The organism is Candidatus Hodgkinia cicadicola (genome assembly GCF_002774925.1).
Window position 1 is genome coordinate 1 of record NZ_CM008784.1, and the last position, 20858, is coordinate 20858.

13 protein-coding genes are annotated in these 20858 nt (G+C 28.1%); 10 read left to right on the plus strand and 3 right to left on the minus strand.

The window, feature by feature from the left end; all coding sequences use genetic code 4:
• Positions 1–908: 908 nt before the first annotated feature.
• Both MAGTDC_RS01055 and MAGTDC_RS04315 read right to left on the minus strand, forming a co-directional pair.
• Complete coding sequence (locus MAGTDC_RS01055; protein ID WP_192572984.1) at positions 909–1268, minus strand: hypothetical protein; 360 nt, start codon at positions 1266–1268, stop codon at positions 909–911.
• Between the two features lie 790 nt (positions 1269–2058).
• Complete coding sequence (locus MAGTDC_RS04315) at positions 2059–2253, minus strand: hypothetical protein (protein WP_192572985.1); 195 nt, start codon at positions 2251–2253, stop codon at positions 2059–2061.
• A gap of 960 nt (positions 2254–3213) precedes the next feature.
• Between MAGTDC_RS04315 and MAGTDC_RS05285 the strand changes: the two genes are divergently transcribed.
• Together MAGTDC_RS05285 and MAGTDC_RS04320 are read left to right on the plus strand one after the other, a co-directional pair.
• Positions 3214–3342 (plus strand): hypothetical protein, encoded by a 129-nt coding sequence (locus tag MAGTDC_RS05285; RefSeq protein WP_278046879.1) that lies wholly within the window; start codon positions 3214–3216, stop codon positions 3340–3342.
• A 389-nt stretch (positions 3343–3731) separates the two neighbouring features.
• A complete protein-coding gene (locus MAGTDC_RS04320; RefSeq protein ID WP_192572986.1) occupies positions 3732–3875 on the plus strand; it encodes a hypothetical protein in 144 nt (47 codons plus the stop codon).
• Positions 3876–5309: 1434 nt separating this feature from the next.
• Here the strand turns inward: MAGTDC_RS04320 and MAGTDC_RS05290 are convergent.
• Positions 5310–5465: a hypothetical protein gene (locus MAGTDC_RS05290; protein ID WP_278046880.1), complete on the minus strand. Its 156-nt coding sequence runs from the start codon at positions 5463–5465 to the stop codon at positions 5310–5312.
• 552 nt (positions 5466–6017) lie between these two features.
• On the opposite strand from MAGTDC_RS05290, the gene MAGTDC_RS04325 reads away from it, so the two are divergent.
• From MAGTDC_RS04325 to MAGTDC_RS05305, 8 genes are all read left to right on the plus strand, one after another.
• The gene (locus tag MAGTDC_RS04325) at positions 6018–6191 is read left to right on the plus strand and encodes a hypothetical protein (RefSeq protein ID WP_192572987.1); all 174 of its coding nucleotides are present in this window, start codon (positions 6018–6020) and stop codon (positions 6189–6191) included.
• 129 nt (positions 6192–6320) lie between these two features.
• Positions 6321–7532 (plus strand): SufD family Fe-S cluster assembly protein, encoded by a 1212-nt coding sequence (locus MAGTDC_RS01070; RefSeq protein WP_278046881.1) that lies wholly within the window; start codon positions 6321–6323, stop codon positions 7530–7532.
• A gap of 744 nt (positions 7533–8276) precedes the next feature.
• Positions 8277–8456, plus strand: a complete 180-nt coding sequence (locus MAGTDC_RS05295; protein WP_146656671.1) for a hypothetical protein — start codon at positions 8277–8279, stop codon at positions 8454–8456.
• 319 nt (positions 8457–8775) lie between these two features.
• A complete protein-coding gene (locus MAGTDC_RS01080; protein WP_146656672.1) occupies positions 8776–9003 on the plus strand; it encodes a hypothetical protein in 228 nt (75 codons plus the stop codon).
• A gap of 2465 nt (positions 9004–11468) precedes the next feature.
• Positions 11469–11597 (plus strand): hypothetical protein, encoded by a 129-nt coding sequence (locus MAGTDC_RS05300; protein ID WP_278046877.1) that lies wholly within the window; start codon positions 11469–11471, stop codon positions 11595–11597.
• A gap of 3656 nt (positions 11598–15253) precedes the next feature.
• Positions 15254–15397: a hypothetical protein gene (locus MAGTDC_RS04330; protein WP_192572983.1), complete on the plus strand. Its 144-nt coding sequence runs from the start codon at positions 15254–15256 to the stop codon at positions 15395–15397.
• Positions 15398–20411: 5014 nt separating this feature from the next.
• Positions 20412–20537: a ribosomal protein bL36 gene (locus tag MAGTDC_RS01090; RefSeq protein ID WP_146656674.1), complete on the plus strand. Its 126-nt coding sequence runs from the start codon at positions 20412–20414 to the stop codon at positions 20535–20537.
• 36 nt (positions 20538–20573) lie between these two features.
• Entirely contained in the window at positions 20574–20699 is a 126-nt protein-coding gene (locus tag MAGTDC_RS05305) for a hypothetical protein (protein WP_278046878.1), read from the plus strand.
• Positions 20700–20858 lie beyond the last annotated feature (159 nt).

Consider the following 20858-nt stretch of genomic DNA (forward strand, 5'->3'; position numbering starts at 1 on the left):
TTAAGATCTTCGAACGTTGTTAACATTTTATCAGTTAGTTCATTGTTTATTAAACCATTATAATCCATATCCGAACTATTCGGTATAACATCTTAAGGTATAACATTTGGTATATTGTGGTTTTATGATATTTATAATATAGATAAGTGGAAACTTTATTGACGGCTTACAACACTTGATGTTAACCAACCTCCATGTGACATCAGTCACTACCATCTTGTTTTAAATTAATCCAAACGTTTGATTAGTTATTTTATCAATTCGATACCATCGTTATAATTAATTAATTACTAATTATGTTGAAAAGTGTATATGGACAGAAAGATGGAAACAAACGTTCCTCGGACTGAATGGTACACCGTTGTGAATATGTGATAACATTTTGTTATGTTTTTTGATAGTAGATGAAGTAGGTCAATGATGGATGGGTATTATTAAATGTTTGGACGTTGAATTTTAAGCATACAATCAATGAATAGGTTATAGAATATTTACATCGTTTGTAAAAAACCATCATAGAAGATATCGATATAAAAATTTGATGTCTTCGTTCGGTTACTACATCTTGTAAAAGGTTAGAACAGATCCAAACTACCTATTTGTTTGTTAAACATATGGTTTCAGTTCAGTTACAAATCTGTACCTTTTGTTATTATTTCAATTATATATATATATATTATAGTAAACCACTATACACATTTATGATGTAGTTATAAAAAACCAACGAGTGGTAAGTAATTTAATATTATAATTTAAATACTTTTACTATTGAATTGGTTTTACAACAAAGAGTCTAGAAAACATATCTGAACATGATGTCCATGTTTATCCTGTGATAGATACACTTCGATCGACAAAACATGAGGTGATGGTAAAATTTTGTTGTACAGTTATAATATCTTTCAATTTTATATTGGAATAGCATGTTTATCGAATATAGTGATTAATAAACCAATAATTAAATCCAACATCTTTATAGATTGTTGTTCAAACGTTTTAATATGGGTAGATGGCAATGATGTTGTTATCAACCTTGTTATTAGTAGTAATTCTAAAGTTATAGTTAAATTCTTCATAAGAAGAACCGTCAATGTGAAGTTAGTAATCGGTTCCAATTCCAAAATTAAACTTATTATTGATAACACATTGATATCTCCAAACCTGATCCAAGTAACTTCTATATTATCTGATAACTCCAACATAATAACGTTTTCTAACTCGATTGTGAACAGATGTTCTATTAAACAAACAATACGTGAATCTGTCATCGGTAATAATTCAATTGCTAAAATTATCCTAAATGTATTAATGTTAAGTAAATCCCATGTAATAGTTAAACCTGTTTTTCGTATTAAAAATCATAACTCTATTTGTATTCATTCGATTAATGTTAACAACATACCATCAAATGTTTATACTGATAGAAACAACCTCAATACAATTAACCTTTTAGTATTGAAAACATATAGTAGATGTATAATATAATTTGATTTGTAATAAGACTCGAAGAATATAAACCATTGGTTTATTCCATCTAAGCCTCTACAACACAGAGGCCCAATCCATTGATATGTTCAAGCATTTATCATTGATACTTTATTTAAAACCCAAGCATTTAACATCAACATTTTGTTGGCCAATCATCGGCTATTATAAATGAAGAAATAACTTATTATTACATGTTTCAACTAAACGTTTACAACATTTTAATGTACCGTTCATAAGCTTATAACAAAAAAACCCAATCAGTGTTCGTTTGATAACTGATTTATCAGAACATCTTAACTTAATTGTTTATCCGTCATATTCACCTATTTGTTGTTTCATTAAACAGATAAAAAAAATAAAACATGTTTACAACCAAATGTTATTAAATTACTTACAATTCCATCTCAATGTTAATCGATATTATACCTACAAATAAAATAATAATTTTACTTACAACCTCCGATAACATTTCAGATATTATCCGGTTGGTTTTATGGTATTTATAACCAATCTACAACACAGATGGAAGTGATATAGTATTAAGTTTATTAATTTAAATTCATATAATTCTTATCCAAACATTTGATGTTGGTTAACAACGGTCCAATGGTAGTTATCTCTCAGATTGAATAAATATATAACGGATATTCAATGAAATCTGTTGTTGTTCATTTGATTTAATAACTCTTTCCAAGAGTTTAATTCATTAACCATTTTACCAACGATTATATATATATATATATATATTTTAAAATCTAACAACACCCATGGTTCATTTAATCGTTAACAACGTAGTGATACCCAATTTAATATGATGTTTCTGTTAATTAATATCATTTCTGGTTAATAAACTTATTCAAATTAGACATCGGAATAAACCAACAACCGATAGATGTTCATGGATTTCTTGATAACATTTTGTTTTTAAAACATAAATCCAATAGGTAGTGATTGTAATTGTGGTTCCGTATTTATTATCATTTATCATAGGTAGTTTATCATATGAGATAATTAAATTATTAAAACAAGTCTATGTGGTTACATATTGTTTTAGTAGGTATTGGTGTACTGTATGTTTGTATTAATAGGTATTATTTGTTCGGAAAACAACAAGAAGATGATGTAATTGTTTATGATTTCAATATGATTTATATAACCTTGACAAGGAATGGTTGGTATGTTTAGGTATTATACACTAAACGTTTGATATGTTGTTGACTAGTAAATATATGAGGTGATTCCATAGTAAACGAGTTAACAACCGATGGTTGTGATAAACGTTTAAACAAATCGATTAAGAAACAGATGTTGACCGAATGTACTCGTTATATATATGGGTTCGTTTGAACAAGATAGGATTAATTGAAACAACGGAGATTAAAAACAAGTGATACACCACTAAAAACAACCAAACATGTTTATATATAAAAAAATATAACATAAATGTTGTAACTACTAAAGAGATGTCATGGTTTTTAAAGGTTAAAGGTTGTAGTATGTAAAGGTTTCATGGAATTTGAACCATGTTGGCTTAACGATCAGAGTTATTACTTTAAATTAAGTTGTTATACTTAATCATTTTGTTTGAGATTTAAGTGTAAGTATTTAATCAAGTTTATTGTTACTTACAAATAAGTTTATACAGATAAAATCAATTGAAGTTAAGTTCGGTAATCCATTAAATGCTGATGGTATATCACAACTTGGTTAAGTTAGAACAACAAAGTGGTAATACCAATGGGTAAGTTGTTATGGTTACAAGAAGACTGTGGATTAATAACAACGTTATTAGAAATAGGTTTAACAAGTAAGAAAGATAAATGATATTTAATAAGATATGTTTTATATATATAATGTTAAGATGAAACAAAGTTGTGGCATAGATGTTAGTTGACCGTCTAAGTGTTTGGGAATAAATAATATTTTTAATAAGAAATATCGGTAAAGAATAACCTATTAATGTAACTGATATTAGTTCTATTATGATTAAGATGAGTGATATTTATTAAGCCAAACATTATCGAAACATGTAAACATATTCTGATCAATTGTAGTTATAATATGGTTTAAATTTAAAAGGTGATGTTTATCAACGTTATGTATGGTCTGTTCTTTAGATTTATATACCCTGATAGTGACTTAACATTACCATCTCAACTAAATAAACCTACCTCAAGGTAGGAAAGATATCTATTATTTATTATCTCTTTTCTTAAGGAGAGAGGAATGGTTGGAAACAAGGGATGTGTAGGTACTTAGATAAGGATTTGTTAACAACACTGGAAATGAATTTATACAACGTAATAATGTGTACGATTAAACATGTTATTAGATCTAAACAAAATAAAAGTAATAGAAATCTTATAGGTAGGAGTACAAAAATGTAGGCCGGTGTATGTTTGGTTGGAACAACGAGATGATGTTTATAGACATGAATGGTGGTTTTATTCATTAGGATATAGAGGTATAGGTTTCCGATGTTATGGTATATTTAAACGTTATATAAGTTTTTAATTCATTTAAACAAAAAAAAGATAATATTTATACTCCAATATACTATGTTTCTATTGAGATCAACAAATTAAATTTAATCAAGAAACATCTGTGTTTGATACTTTTCTGTTCATCGTTTCCTTGATATAAATCTTATTCATGTTTATCACTGTAAAACAATTAGTATTGGAATAGATGTTGAAGATATGGGTGTATGTTTAAGAGGAAAGCGGAATTATAAATGAGTATCGATATAATTGTTGTAGGATTTAATAAATTGATCCCAATTGTTCTTATTACTACCAAACAATAAGAGTTCTACTTAGAAAGATCTTGATCTATCCTTTTTGTTTAGTTAAAACCAACATGATAATAGAGATAAGTGTAATAAATTTCAAGTTTTATTATTAAATATGTATTTAAAAAGTACCTTCGGTGTAGTGGTTAAAGATTCCGATCTAACGTTTAGTAGTATTGAATCTGAATAGATTTAGTAATATCGAGATATATCCAAACAAATTATAAGATCTTGAGTATAATTTATGTTGGTAAATGAATATGCATTTGATTTAAACATATGTTATTAGTTACATTTGGTATTTATCGTGGACCTGAAAGGTAATGTCTCTTCTAAAACATTTATTATCAATAATACCATGGACGTTGCAACAAAATCGATCAGATAATAGATTGAAAATTTCATATCGATAACAACTTTACTATATATATATTAAAAGATTAAATTCTTGAGTTTAATTTGATTACAAGTCTTCTTCCATTATCAATTTGATGGATGAATAAACACATAATCCGTTTACTACATCGAGTTAACAGTATTCAATTTTTATCCAAAGATGATGATATTAATTTGAATAACCTAAATGTTTGACAACGTTTTGATGTGTTTTAATCGAAGGATGTTATTAATGTACTACTTCCAACGTTGGAAAGAGATGATCTAAGTATTTCGGTTATATATATAGTATCCATAAATCAATTGTTATATCAGATTTCAATATTCACTTGATTTCATGTGTTTGTTGACTTCTTTTATATTCAATTTTAGTAATACATTTTAAATCTGTTCATGTTGAAACATCGAGTTGTTGTTATCGGGTAATATTAACTCCGAAGTTAACAATTTGTTTAAGATATAACTTCAAACGTTTGGTTCAATGGCATCGTATAGCTCAATGATATACAGAATTCATCTAATTAAGTACTATATAAACACAATGGTAGTCTACAAATCAATAACAAATGTAATCGGTTGTTAAGTGTTTATCGTTAACAAGTAGATGTTTCCATTGAAAGTTTTAACTTGACAGTTAGTATCGATTATCAATTTTATTAATCAAAACAAACTGTGATGACGGTACTTCTGGTTTATCAACGTTAAAACTAATTATTACCAAACATTTATAACATTTCATTACATAACAACAACATGTATAGGTTATCACAACGTTTGGTTCGTTATGCAACGAGTAAATGTAACCGAACATTGGTGGTATAATACATCATGTTTTATATGACTGAACAAAACCTACTACAACATATCGTTTCGTTGGTCGTTGGTGGTTCTAACGTTTGAGATATATTTCAACAAGTCCAACACAGATGTTAACAACGTTTGTGATCTGTTTATAGTCGGTTGACCGTTGATGTTATATGTGAGTTAAACAACGGATATTGTTAATACCATCTGAATGAGATTAAGATCTGAGATAATCGAAACAACACGTATGTACCTACGATGTTGAAGTCTAGAAAGATATGGAGAAAAAAAATAATGGTAACAACAAACAAGATCCGATCGGGGTACTTAATTCAATCGGTATTTGTTGATAAAATTGTATCTATAACAACTAAATTTAATTTTAGTAGAGTTTAGTCAATCTTGTTGATAACGGATCACAATTGTATGTTCGAACGTTGATGTTTTGAACCAACAAAATAAAGTCATTAGATTACTAAAAAAATAATTTATCCAAATGATTATACTGTAATAATTTAATCAAGTGTATAGGATATTGATGGTAGATAATTTTAACATAAAACATAGTGACCTGATAAAATGCATATATGTTTTTGGTATGTTTGTTGTGGTTGACAACATGGGTGTTGGTTTTCTTAGTAAGTGACGATTACTATGTGGTAACATGATAATTACTTCGAACTTACAACACTGACCGTTTCCAACGAGATAACAACGAGGTGATGATATTTTGTTGTAGATTTATAACATGTTCGTTTTATCTAACGAAATGATTAACTAATCTCCGATTAGTCTCTATTTATCCTTGATGGATAGGATATATATTGAGAACATATCGATGTTGAGGAGAGAACCAAAATGGATGTTAGATTGGAGGATAAATGCATTTTATTGTTGATTGTTTATGTGTTGTCCGGTTTGAAGTAAAATTGGATTAAATTATAAGAGATTCAATAAAGAGTTGATAAATATGGATGTTAATTACATGGAAACAACAAACAAACATGTTTCGGATATTGATGTTGTTTATAATTCAAATTCCATTTATCTAAGCTTAACAAAAGAACTAAAAAAACTTGGTGTACAATTTATGAGTTTATCAATGGCAACATTGTTAAGTCCGGTTTATATCAGACGTTACTTTGGTAAGGTAGTATCTTCTAATGATAATTATTTTTCTACATTGAACAGCATGGTTTTTACAGATGGTACGTTTGTAGTAATACCTAAAAATATTAGAAATCCTGTGGTATTGTCAACATATTTTAAGATTAATAGAAAAAGTAGTGGTCAATTTGAAAGAACATTTATTATCTTAGAAGATCAAAGTTGTGCCAGTTACTTTGAAGGATGTAATTCCGGTGTTGTAAGCGGAAATGTTTTACATGCTGCGGTAGTAGAAATAACAGTTAGAAATTCTTCATGTCTAAGATATTCAACATTCCAGAACTGATTGGGTGGAAAGAAAGGTGTATTGAACTTTGTTACGAAAAGAGCATTATGTAGTGAAAGGTACTCAAAGATAATCTGAATTCAAATTGAGATTGGTGCCGTTATAACTTGGAAGTATCCATCCTCCGTTCTGATAGCCAAAGGTTCTAATACCGAATTTTATTCTCTGAGTATTAGTAATTCCAATCAATGTGTTGATACTGGAACAAAAATATATCACGTTAGTAGTAATACCAATAGCACCGTTCTATCCAAGTCTGTGGCTTATGGTTTATCAACTAATATATTTAGAATTAATGTAAACATCGGACAGGAGAATTGTAAGAGTGTTGTGAAGTGTAATTCATTGTTATGGTCAAAACAATGTATGGTATGTTCGTTGCCAACGATTGAGGTTAATTGTTTCTCATCGAGAGTAGAATACGAATCTGTTAGCAGCTATATAACAAAGATGCAGTTGGATTATTGTAAATGTCGAGGATTGAGTGGTAATGACACATTGAGGTTAATTGTTAATGGACATGTCTATGATATATTAAGATATCTACCAATTGAAATCTCATCAGAAGTAACAAACTTGTTCTTTAATAACAACGGTTAAACAACAAAAAAACTGACTTCATGATCGAAACAAGTAGAACCCACTGTTGTTATTCGATGTAGGAGTATTGTTTAGATTTTGGTGTTCAATGTATTATGGTTGAAGAAGTGATATTTAAATGATTGATCTTATAGATGGCCGATCTAATGTTGATAGGTATATTCATTTACAGATCATATCAATGATGTTAGAGGTGGAATATTGGAAGATATAAACATGGTACCAACGTTGTTAAGATTTATCTCAATGTTCGAATGTTTGAACGTTGTTAGTGTTAAAAAGAACAGGTTACTTATAGGTTCGGAAACAACTATGGGATAACGAACGTTATGAGAACCCAATGTCAATGGTGTATTGGGATGGTATTGAGGTTAATAAATGTTGGAAGTAGTTGTGGATTAAAATTAATAGGATCGTTGGAGATTGAACACTGCCAGTCATAACGTTTGGTACAAATGATGTGGGTAAATAAAGGATCGGAGGTTGTTAATTTAGGTATTAATCCAATAGATGTTAGGAGGGAGTGGTTCTCATTATCTAGGTAAGATGGAGGGATTAACAACAAAATTTTAGTGAAGGAGGGGATTAGGATTAGGTAAGATTATTCAGGTTAGAAATGTATTACTTTAAATGGTAATAGACGGTGGGATTAAACATTGGTGTGGTGTTACAGAAGGTAGAACAACGGTGGAATTAGTTATTATGGAGGTAACAACATCCTGTGATTTGGATTAGAATTGGTTGATGGAATTGAGATTTGATAGAAGATATATATTTCAAGATGATTTTATTCCAACCAAAGGAAGATGTAACTTCTTGGCTTCAAACATCCATATGTTGTGGTTTGTAATGAAGAGGATTACAAGTATGAAACCAGTTCTATCTGTATTAGAAATTATATCAGGAACGATAACAACCTTGTAAGTGTTACTGACGATATTGGAGGTTAAGTATTAACAACGTTGTTATTAAACAAATAATAAAGAACAACCAAGAGGTTGTTGATGTTTGAATCATCGGATCTTGATGATTGAAGTAACTGAATGTTAGATGATACGGTGTATGTTTAGTTGTATTCAAATAATCACTTGATAGACTTTAAACAAAATTAGAAATATTTACCATCAAGTTAATCAGATAAAACAGGAAGAAAGGATTGGATAAAGACTTCTAACATCGTTGTTAATTGGTCAGATAGAGGACGGATTATCTTAAGAGATGAAATAATAAGGATAAACCAACAATGAGATGGTGTTGAAGGAGGGTATGAGAACAGATAATTACATGGACTATTGGTGAGATTAACAGATGGAATAGTCATGATAAAGGTAAGTTGATCAGCTGAATAGAGATTAAAGAAGAAGGAGGAGAGGGGAGGAATGTATTGGTTGTTACCAGATCAACAATTCATGAGGGTATTATCGTTGGTGGTAGTACGGTTCTTGTTTTGGATATCAGAAAGAAAAATTAGAACAGTGTACTTCCGAACACAGACCAACAAATAAGATTCGAACGTTGTTTATGAATATTCCAATTACTCCTGTTTTAACATCACTTATAAACGTTGGTATGAGTTCTGATTTAATATTAGAGGATGTTGAGAATAGTGGGGGTAAACATTAACTTTACGGACATGATGTTTGATGTATGAAATATGGTGACTAATGGCATTGAATATTTTATTGATTCTGTTAAGCAATTGAAACGACTTCAAAGAAGTCCCATCAGTTATTAGATTTGTTGTTACAACAGGATGGTAATAGTAAACAAAACAAACAGACAAGTTTAATTCACAAGAATCGTTGACATCCAGATTCTATGCTATATGTAACATATCCGTAAATTAACATCAACATCGGATATTCTTGGGATCATCTGTAAAACACATATAAATGTTTACCAAGTATTTGATCCGTTTATCATAATTTACAACACACATATATATATATCCCAATCTAACTTATTGTATACATTTATTATATCACCAACACAGGTGTTTTTGTTGTTATATCTATACCAAACCATCTCGATATACCAACATCCATACTAATTAATATGTTATTAAACCAAACATGTAGTCATCTTTACTCATGAATCAACAAATCAGATATTCTATTCATATAAGATCTGCACGTTTAAATTAATCGATTACTTCATGGATCTTGTTGTATATGTTAATTAATCCATTGTTTAAATCAGTTAATCTATTATCATCTTATTTTATGTTAAATTTATCTGTTAATATACCAAACAAATACTGTACTCGAACGTGTTGTAATCTCATTAAACAAACCTGAACATATGGTTTCATGGGTTTTATCCGAAGCTTAACATCTAATCATAATACATTGATTATTTCTTCATAAGCTGCATTATCAGTAGATTTACCTAAAGGTATCATATTACCTTATCACATGAAGATATATTTGTATTAACATATCATATGGTTTCCTCTATGTTTTTGGTCTTCATGGTTGGCATCGATTTGTTTGTTATTCACATCGAAGTATTAAGTGAATAATCTATGTTGGTTACAATATGTTCCATGTATTTATTACAAAATATAAGTATATCCGTCACTAACATGGTCAATGGAACTACTAAATATCTCATATCTTATCGATTACTTAATGTAACATATTCTAATGATAAACTGGAACCAACATCCATCATCTGGTTCATTTAAATTACACCATCGGTCTAAATATATTTTATTGGTACAAACCTTATGATCATGATATTAGCGGTAAACAGAGGTTCATGTTAAGTTCCTGTTTTCATTAATGGCTAATTAATACAAATATGTTATATCTTACAACGAAGTAATCTGTTTTTAACATGGTTATACCATCAATATCAAATATATAATATCAATTACATGTAATAATTAACAACACTATCGATCATAACAAAATCCGACTTCCAAATCAACCATATTTACATGCTGTATAAGTTGTTACTTCCCATTATTCACAGTTTGTATAACGTATAATTTCAGACATTAACCATTCATCGACTTGTCAATAGTTATAACTATCTCCGATAAACCAATGTTAAATCGGTTTAATTTGGTAAGTTTAATTCCATCTAACACATCATATTCAATGGTAATTTAAGTTTATTTACCTATAACTATTTTGTTGATAAAAAAAATATTAGTACGATACATCATGTAATTAAACATGTTAATAAATATGTAATTTTAAGTAATTTAATACAATTATATGTTAATCTTTAAAATTTAACAACAAAAATACATAACCTACAACCTGCCTTTTGTGTAACCCATGTTGTTTTTCTATATATATATAACCTTATCAAGTTATTATTGGTTTTCCGTTGATTTAACATTCCGACATATGTCAATGTATATTTTGAATAAACGGCAGATATTTATATGTCTTGTATAGTGGTTTTGTTTGTGTGTTTGTTGTTGAATTTATCAATTTATTTCATTGTTGTTTATTCCAACTAGTAGTGTTGTTTTTTCTGTTTTCGTTTCAAATCGTTGTTCGTCTAGTACATAGAAACTACCAAACGTTCCAATGTTCACGTGTTGTTGTTGATACAACAGGTTGGTGGATAAAATTGTACGTATAGTTATACTGATTCTTATGATGGTTCATTAAACGACAAATTGATAATTCATGTCAGATATTGAGGTTAAATGTTAATAAAATGTTAATTCATTGATGATTGGTTTGGTGTTATAAACAAACAGATATTGGATGTATACGGGATATTCCGAAGGAACAAAATTCGAACTCAGATATAATCTTCTTATGTTATAATGGTATTTAAAATGATGTTACAAAGTGTTTAACAACATCCTGTTAATATGGAGTCATCTTTAAAGTTTATTCCGATGTATTATAAGGTCAACGAGGGTGTATAACATCTCTGAATCATGTGGTATATTAATATGTTTACAACAAAATGTGATGGGTATACATGTATAAACAAAAAAATAATGTACATCTGTTGTTGGAGTTAAATTATGGTTTAAAACAAAAATGTAATCCCATCTACAATAAACAAAATTCGGTTACCAACGGTATTAAGTAAGAAGAGGTATAATGTTGGAACCTTGATGGTGTTTGGTTTTAAAATCAAGATATAATGTTTTAATGGTTTATACGGTTGGAGTTGAAATGAGATATTAAAGTTAATATAATTAAACATCTTTGATAGGTTTGATGTTATGATATGTTTAGTAGATAAAAAAAACCACATATGCCATATGTGATGTTAGCGATTAAATCTGTATTCGGTTTATTAGTTAATTTAACATGTTAATCTTATAACCAGAACGTTTGGTATCGAAGGTTTAAATTATTCACTAAAGGATCAAAATCCTGTCACTAATGTACATGTTATTTAAACGTACCTTATGTAATACATTATTTTATATATATATATAAATGTTGTTAATCTTCATGGATGTTGCCAACGTCCGATGTTAATACCAGGATTATAAGTACATGATGAGTTGGTTTATGAAATTAATCGAATATATACACATACAGATGGTAAATTCAGATCATAACAAAATCCAATGATTACATTAAATCCGCATACCTGTTTTATTATAAGAAATTTACCATGTATTAACAACGTTGTAAACATGTGAGTGATCAAGGTAACAACGTTGGACTTGATAGTATATTTATAGGTTCGGTTTATAGATTTGGTAATGTTTTGGTTATCACTGAAGTATAAGTTGAAGCCACTATTTTGTAAGATAAGAAGAACAAAAAACCGTAGGATGAGAAAGGTGATAAATGGATTTAAAACAACATGATAACAATTATCTCGAATCCGATATTAAATATGGTGTATTCGTTTGAAAGGTTATAGACGGTTCAACCCTTTACAGTGTTGTTCTATTAAAGATTTTCTAATAATGTTTGAATGAGAAGATGAACGGAAATATTATAAAACAATGGTGAGATAAACTGGTGACGACGAAGGAGAAGGATATGTGGTGATGAAACAAACGATGGTGAAGATTAATACAACGAGGAAATAGTAGTACATAAGTTATAACTGATTCAAGTTGATTGATAATTTGGATGTTGGTTGTTGAAATGTTTTCCAATGAAAGGTATGTTATGTCGAGATTAAGAGATAACAGGTAGGTTTGAGTTACTTCAATTCGACGATGAATGTATCTAATGATTAATGGATCAGATTATCTAAAAAAAAACATAAAGTGAACATCGATGACAACCTAGAGGTTAACACCGGTTTTAGAACAAGAACATGAGTGATTAATAGCTTATAAATATTTAATCAAACGATGTAGTCTCGGATGTGTAATCCTGAAAGAATGGATGGTAAACTGAAAGTTATAAACCTACCAAATGTTATATCGGAAATTAAACAATCCATGTATAAATTAACATGTTGGAACGTTTCTAGTGAACAACAAAAAAAACAAAATGTTAACGGTTGATGATGTTAATATTAATACATTTTTTAATGACTATCATTGAATCTGGTAACCACATGTTAGCTATTCGATCCAGTGTCCACATCTTTGGATTAACTGAAACAAAATTGTAAGGATGTTGTTACTGGTTTGCCAAGATCTTTGATGTTTGGAGTGATCACGAAGCGGTAATAACATATTGGTTACAACAACTAACATGTTTATTTCTTTGTTCAATACATCTCCATTACAGTACCTAATCATTTAAAACTTTTATTAAATCGTACTCGTATACAACCATTGGTCATAAACCATTAATTGGCTTAGATTTATCTACCATTTTGTTGTTGTTATAAGTTTATCGTTTATCTTGATTAGATAAGATGAGAATAACGAGTTCTTTCTTTTGTAGCTGTCAACCGACAGCCAGTTTAAGATAATAGTATCATATTCTTGTTGTCTATTAAACGTGATCCTTTGATCATCGATATAGATATTAGAAGTTTCTAAACTTATGGTACCATACTCATGATTTTAACATAAGTAATACCGATCTAACAACCCATTTATACTCTGATATATTGATGGTTACATCTTTGGTATGATGTTAACATATAGAAATTTAATAACTTATATACAAAATCCATACCTCTGTTTTACATCATTAACATGAATATGATAAATTAATTCAACATTCTGACCGTTGTTAAATGATTCATTGGTGTTTGGTTGTTTAGTAACATGACAATTGTTATCTGTTAATGTTACCGATTTCTACATGAATATATAGATATTAGATCTGATGTATTCATTACATGTTTAGGTTTTAATGGGTTATAAACTATAATGAATTTACAACGTATGACTATCGATAACCAACATGGTAAAGGTGTCAAATGCAACGAATATCCTTCAGATCCATCATGTAAGTTTATTCTTTTCCAATGAAAATTAATATTAGTTTATGGTTTAATATAACTTATTAATCGATCAAAACGATTACCAAAGGATCTTAACTTGTTTAGTGACAATTTTGTTGTATTCGGTTCTATTAAAAACACATAATGAATTACTTGTAGGTTCATGGATTTATAAACATATTTATCAACGATATGTTCGATTGTGGTTATTAAATCTTCATGAATAATAATCCATGATTGTTAACAATAAATCTGTACATATTGTTGGTTAATCCAACCTATAAGTTGGTATCAAATGTCTATCACTGTCTATTAGACAAAGGTCTCCGCAAGACATGATTTGGATGTGATGGATATGTTTAAATTTTAACGTCATGGTTTATCGTCATTTCAATTAAACAACATTGATTGAAAACATAATACTTATCGATTGAATAAAAACTGATATGACATCATCTGACATAACATCAAAATGTGGTATCCGACCTTATGAGTTACTAAAAACCTAACAACCTTCAGAACCTTTACATGAAGCCAACACAACAACCTATTAGTTTTAATTCAAACATAACAACATTTATATATATTATTGAGTCATATAATATCTACTATTTATAATCACATTCAATAAAATCTAATACATGATTGGTCGATATATGCATCCGATTTAACTAACAACATCCAGTTATCAACAGATTATTTCAATAAATAGAATACATTTTTTATCATCTTTCATGTTGATTGATACTCAATTTATTTTCTTCATTCCAATTCGTCAACTTGTTGTTGGAATTTCAATTAAAACATATAGGTATACACATTAATGTATTGTTCACATGTTGTATGTGTGTGTGTGTGGGTTTTTGATAACGGCTTATTAATACAGTTATTGATTGGTCTGATGTTTTGAAATCTCTATGGGATGGTAATGTAAATTAATTTTATGATAGAGTGTAAATTTATTATTGTTTGTGATCACTGAAGCTACGACTAAAGTAAGTAACATTTAATTGTATTTATTTCAAGATGTTAATTATAACTGTTGAGTTTAATAGATGTTTTTTGATTACAACGTTGTGATAAGTTACAACGAGTTGATGGGTAAATAATCAAGGTAATTTATGAAAGATTTTTAATCTCTGTTTCGGAATTATTATATCTGATTAACAACAACATCCCAATGATCTAATCAAATTATATGGATTACCTCTAATTTTGTTGTTATGGATACATCGATTGCCATTATGATGTTTTATATCAATTTTATTTAAGACCATTAAATATGTTAACAACGTTGTGTTGTATCATTCTGATGGACATAAATACACATTAATCTTAAACGATTTATCGTAGGTATTAATATTGTTGTTATGTTAATTGAATATTTCGATGTAGATAGATGTATTTTAGTTATTAGTAACCAAATAATTATATCTAATTATAACATGTGTTTGGTTTCATCAAATATAAAAGTTCCATGCATGGACGTTGGTTTCAAATGTTTATTTAATTAGTTTTATTTGAATTTAATAACGTTAACTGAAACGAACAACAAGTGTTCTACTGATGTTTTGTTAACCAAAGGTTCCAAGATCGGTTCTAATAGTATTGAATAGTTATTCATAACAGAATTATAATCTTTAAACCAGATAAGTCTACATTTATTGACAACGTTTATACAATTGATAGCATGGAGGATGATCATGGGATTAGTATCTATATCTGATTAATATTATCCAGATATTGAAACATGTATAATATCCACCATGTTACTTCTGAAGAAGTAGAGTGTTGCCGCAACGTTCGATTATCTTTATATCGAGTTATTAAATGAAGTAATAAACATATGGTATTTTCTATCGGTTGAACCTGTTAATATCATGATTATCTTCATGGTGATAGTTATGAATGGTTCCATTAATTAATTCAATTATTGTACTATACTATTCCCATCAACGTTCAAGAACATGAACGAGGAGAATAAAAAATTCACATTGTTGTATGTTATTATCTCCAATATATTTTATTAATTCAAATTGAGTTTACCATCTTAAATGTAGACGTTATCGATTAAATAATGGTGTAAACAGATAATGGTTGTAAGTGACTTGGTTGTTAACATCTATTGAAACAACACGTCAGCGATGAGAACCGCAACGTTGCATGTCATCTTATCATGGATTATTTAATTTAAATTGATACTATCATCTATAATTTACTAGTGTTAATTTATTAGCTTAATTCAATGTCAGAAGTAACAACGTTTTGTTGCCTTGGAGTTGAATAATAATCTAATATATTGGACAAGATATGGGTTATTTATGTTTGAATATTTAAGTTGACGGATGTTGTTAAATTTTTAATAGTTTAATCTTTCGGTGAAGACAACAACATGGTAAGTTAATAATTAACTCGGTTTACATCTTGGATTTTGTTGAAATTATACAATTGACTTAAATTATTCATCGATTTTTACTTAAATAGGTAGTATAACTGTTCCAACGTTGTGGAGGTTGTTTATTTACCAAGCAGGAGTATATATATATATATAAATGTATGACATTGATGTGTATATATTGAAAGTTTTTCTGTAACATTTACTAACTAAATTACATCCCATTTCCATTGTGTAGTGTACAACAATTATAACGTTGTTGTCTGAAGTTTAAATTGAATTCTTTTATACCGAACACGTTGTGAACTGGTTGTTATCGAAATAAACTAAGCACAACAAAATAATTAATTGTTTGGATGTTTAATCATGGGTTTGAAGTAAGTTGTATACATTTGTTTTTATTTCTAATTGTAACAACCGGGTGTTTAATTTGAGGTATTGTATTTGTTAGCAGCTTATGTAATATGGGTTTTGTTATAGCTGTTTATTATAGATGATAAGAGTTTAATTTATTCCTATGTTCCGTTCCAACGTTGGTACTTTAGTAGTGGGTTTTAAAGTTGACTTACATTAGTTCAAAAAAAATATCTCAGATGAAGTAAGTGTTTTGTTGTTTAAGTAAATATGAATGTATAGGGTATGAATATAATATTTGGTCTGAAACACATCGATGTTAACACCGCATACATGTTTAGTATTAACAAGTAATTTTTTGATGTAATTCAATGAGTTATATACTAACAACATGATGGCCACAATACAACTTTGGTTTATCAGTATTGTTCGTTTGTTTGGGTTTCATTTATTTTGGTTGGTTCGGGTTAATACAATTTAACAGAAGGTAATATCAGCTATAAGCAATTAATACTTCAGTGATTCCTGTTTCTTTTATTACCGTGATGTTGTAATATCTGTTCGTAGGATTAAATCGGAACACAAATGTTTTAGTTGATAAATAACTAACATGTTGTACCATACAATGATGGGAATTACTTGGATGTTAACAAAAGTTTACGTGTTTGGTAAATTAATATGGAATTAAAGACAAAATCCAGGGTAATATTATATTCAGTTCCTTGTTATGTTGGTTCTAACAACCATGGGGTGGTTTAGGTATAATTCGTTTGAAGCAAGTAATTGTTAGGGTAACAAATTAATAAGCCGATGATATTTGTGAACAGACGTTGGATTATTTAATTACAACGTTGTCAGGTTGTTGTTGTGTTTTGATGATTTGGATGTATATTTGTTACTGAAATTTTAGTTAAGAAGAAATGGTACATGATTTAGATCTAAAACATTTATATTTAATGCTTGGTAACAACGTTCGAGGTAATAAATGAAATGAAATTATAAATGAATTATGTACAAATTATGGGATTAAGTTATTATATATATATACAAAAAAATTCCGACCTTATCGTTGTGATAAATATATGTTAAGTCCATTTTATTCCTATTAAGATAATTCACAACGATTTGTACATGTTTATGTTAATAAGTTCGGATTAAATCCATCTCAATTGTTTGATGATTTATTTATCTTGATAAATTGATTGTTACAACCCATACATGTTGTGTGGCTGTTGTTGTTTGACTTCTTGTAATTTTTATCATGACCGAACATAGTAACATATGCATGATTAACTACAATTTATTTATACATTTCGGTAATGAATATACATGATAACAATTAATTCAAGTTAAAATGTAAGGTTATTGATTAGTTATTGTATAGTGGTATTACAACGGTCAAAGAATTCATTAATTAAATCATTGTTAATGGAATACATGGATAATCAAGAAACTAATAGTTGTTAGTAGTACAAGTTTAAACATAACAACCGATTAAAATGAGTAATAAAGTTTAAGTTACATCATTTGTATTAACTATATATATAGTAATTGTTATAGTAATTCACAATCAGGTTGTTACATCGGATGTTGATTAATATTTCTATTGTTTGATTAATTCAGATGTTAATATAAAAAACAAGAGTGTTATCGGGTTTAAACAAAGGTTTATAATTTGTACTTGTATTTCGATTAATAATTTTGGAGTTATAAATGTTAACGGTTTGTTAAAGTTTGGAATTACCAAACACATATAGTAATCCATAAGTGTTTGTTTGGCCTTGTAGTATAACGGTTATTACATAGGATTGCAAATTCTTTAATTTCAGTTCAATTCTGAGTGAGGCTTCTCATGGTTCATTTAATACATCAGAATCCATGTTAAATAACTCATTAATTATGCTTATTACTTTATATGTAATAAATAATTACCATCAAATATATAACTACATGTTTAATTAATTTATTTAACATTTTGTTTAGTGTTTTAACACATGTCAGTGTTTGTTGTTTTAACTTAAAATAGATATGTTTATGTTTTATTACAAAATTTTATATCTTTAATTCATGGTATTTGGTTCTTAAATCTTAACTTATATTGATAATATTTTATCTAATGGTAAACAACATTTACATCTCTGTTATACAACAATCGGAGGTTAATTAGTAAATATGAGTTAATAATTTGTTATGATATGGTTTCTTAATGTTATTTTGAAGTAGGTATTTAATGGTGTATCTGAGTATCGGAACAAACATGTGGTTGGTTGTTTTTTAATTAATTTAATTGATGTTTTTAAAAAAACATGTAATAAGGATCATATATTTTTGGAATACTTACAACGTTCGGTTCGATTAATTTATTTGTTTGACATTTAAATATATTCCGTTTGTTAGTATCTTTATTAAATGTTGTGGGTAATTATATATGTTTCATGAATTTCTAATGTCTTTGGATATTTTGTAACATGTTTGGGATTATTGGAAATAATGATTCATTATCCTATGAAATTATGGTATCGTTATACTTAACCTGTTGGTTCGGTATGAAGAAATAATTTAGATGTAATGAATATATTTCGTTGTAAATGTTTTGGTGTTGTATTTGTATATTATATGTGTATATATATATATATTTATAGAATTACTTCGATGTAATCAAACGTTGGTCCAATGATTTTTTCGATAGATTATGTACTTCTTAAAGTTAAGTTTCTGCCCAAATATGGATTATATTTGTTGTTTATGTTGTATGGTTTCAATTAAACATATGGCGGTTGTTGTTTTAAGTTTTGGTTATTATTTAATCAATAAGTAAGTATATTTATGAGTTAGTTGAAACAAAATCTGGTTGATATAAATTTGTTATTAAGTTGAAATATTTATAACTTGTAGGTATTAGGAAGAAATGGAATTCCGTTGAATTGATTGTTTTATTGGTATTAATTGATATTTTATATTTGTATATAGATTAATTCATGGCTAACACCCATGGGTTATATGGCGGTTTGTTAATAACATGTGTTAATATCTGAAGATTTTTAATGTTTATTATCGATTAGTTATATAATATGTTGAAGTTAATGTTGGTTTTATATTATGTTAATGGTGTATTGATTTTATTGTACGTTTGATTTATTAAGGTGATTAGACCATTTGTGTATATAACAAATTGAACAACAAAACAACAACATCTATGTTATATGATTTTATATTTGGTTATAACTTAAATTTAAACGATTCATACTTTATGTTTATAGAGGATTTAGATGAATTTAATAAAATGTATATATATTATGACATGTTATGTCCGTTGTCGTTGGTTTTGTTATATCGGCTTTATAAATGTTATATTAATTAATAATTTATATGTTTGGTTTATTAATTATTGTTCGATTTCATCTTTGATGTACCAATTAAAGGTTGGGTATGTTCCATTATTTGGTAATAATGTTTTATTTGGTGTATAATTGATTAAAAAAGAAATGTTTGGTATATGTTTTAACTTTATTGAAAGATGTTAATGTTATCCGTGTTAAACAAATAGGTGGCTTATCATTAATAATATTATGGATGTTGTTTTCTTAAATTAAGTCAGGTTTGTTAGATGTTTATTGATTTAAGTTTATATTTATCACAGTATGTTTTTTCAAGGTAATTAACCATGTGATATGGTGTTTGATCATATTATGTTTATTAGTTCAATTGATGGTTTAGTTGTTTATGTTGTTGATTGGTACTATGGAGATATTTATTATTGTTAACATAAGTTTAATCAAATGAAATTAAAAACATCCCTAAGATCACTTATAAAAAGGAATAATTGTAATCTGTTAATAAAAAGACAAGGTAAGATGTTTGTAGTTAATAAGAGATTTCCTAAGTTTAAAGCTAGACAGAAATAGTATACTAAGTGTTTGATGTAATATTTGAGTAGTAAATTGATAAAACATCCGTGTTCGTTGAAGGTTGGAGAGTGTATGGTAGTCATTAATTTATGTGGGTTTATTCAAGTGATCCGGACGTTGGAAAGAACAGGATGTGAGATATATGGTTCGGAATGATAATGATATTTGTTATGAGATAAACGATTATGGTCTTGGAATCGGGTAGAATTAACCACAACGTTGTTAGGGTATTACCAAGAGTTCCGTTAACAACATAATTGCTTGAAGTTAATAACATTCTGTAACCAAAAGTTTCATGTTCGATCATGAAGATATCTT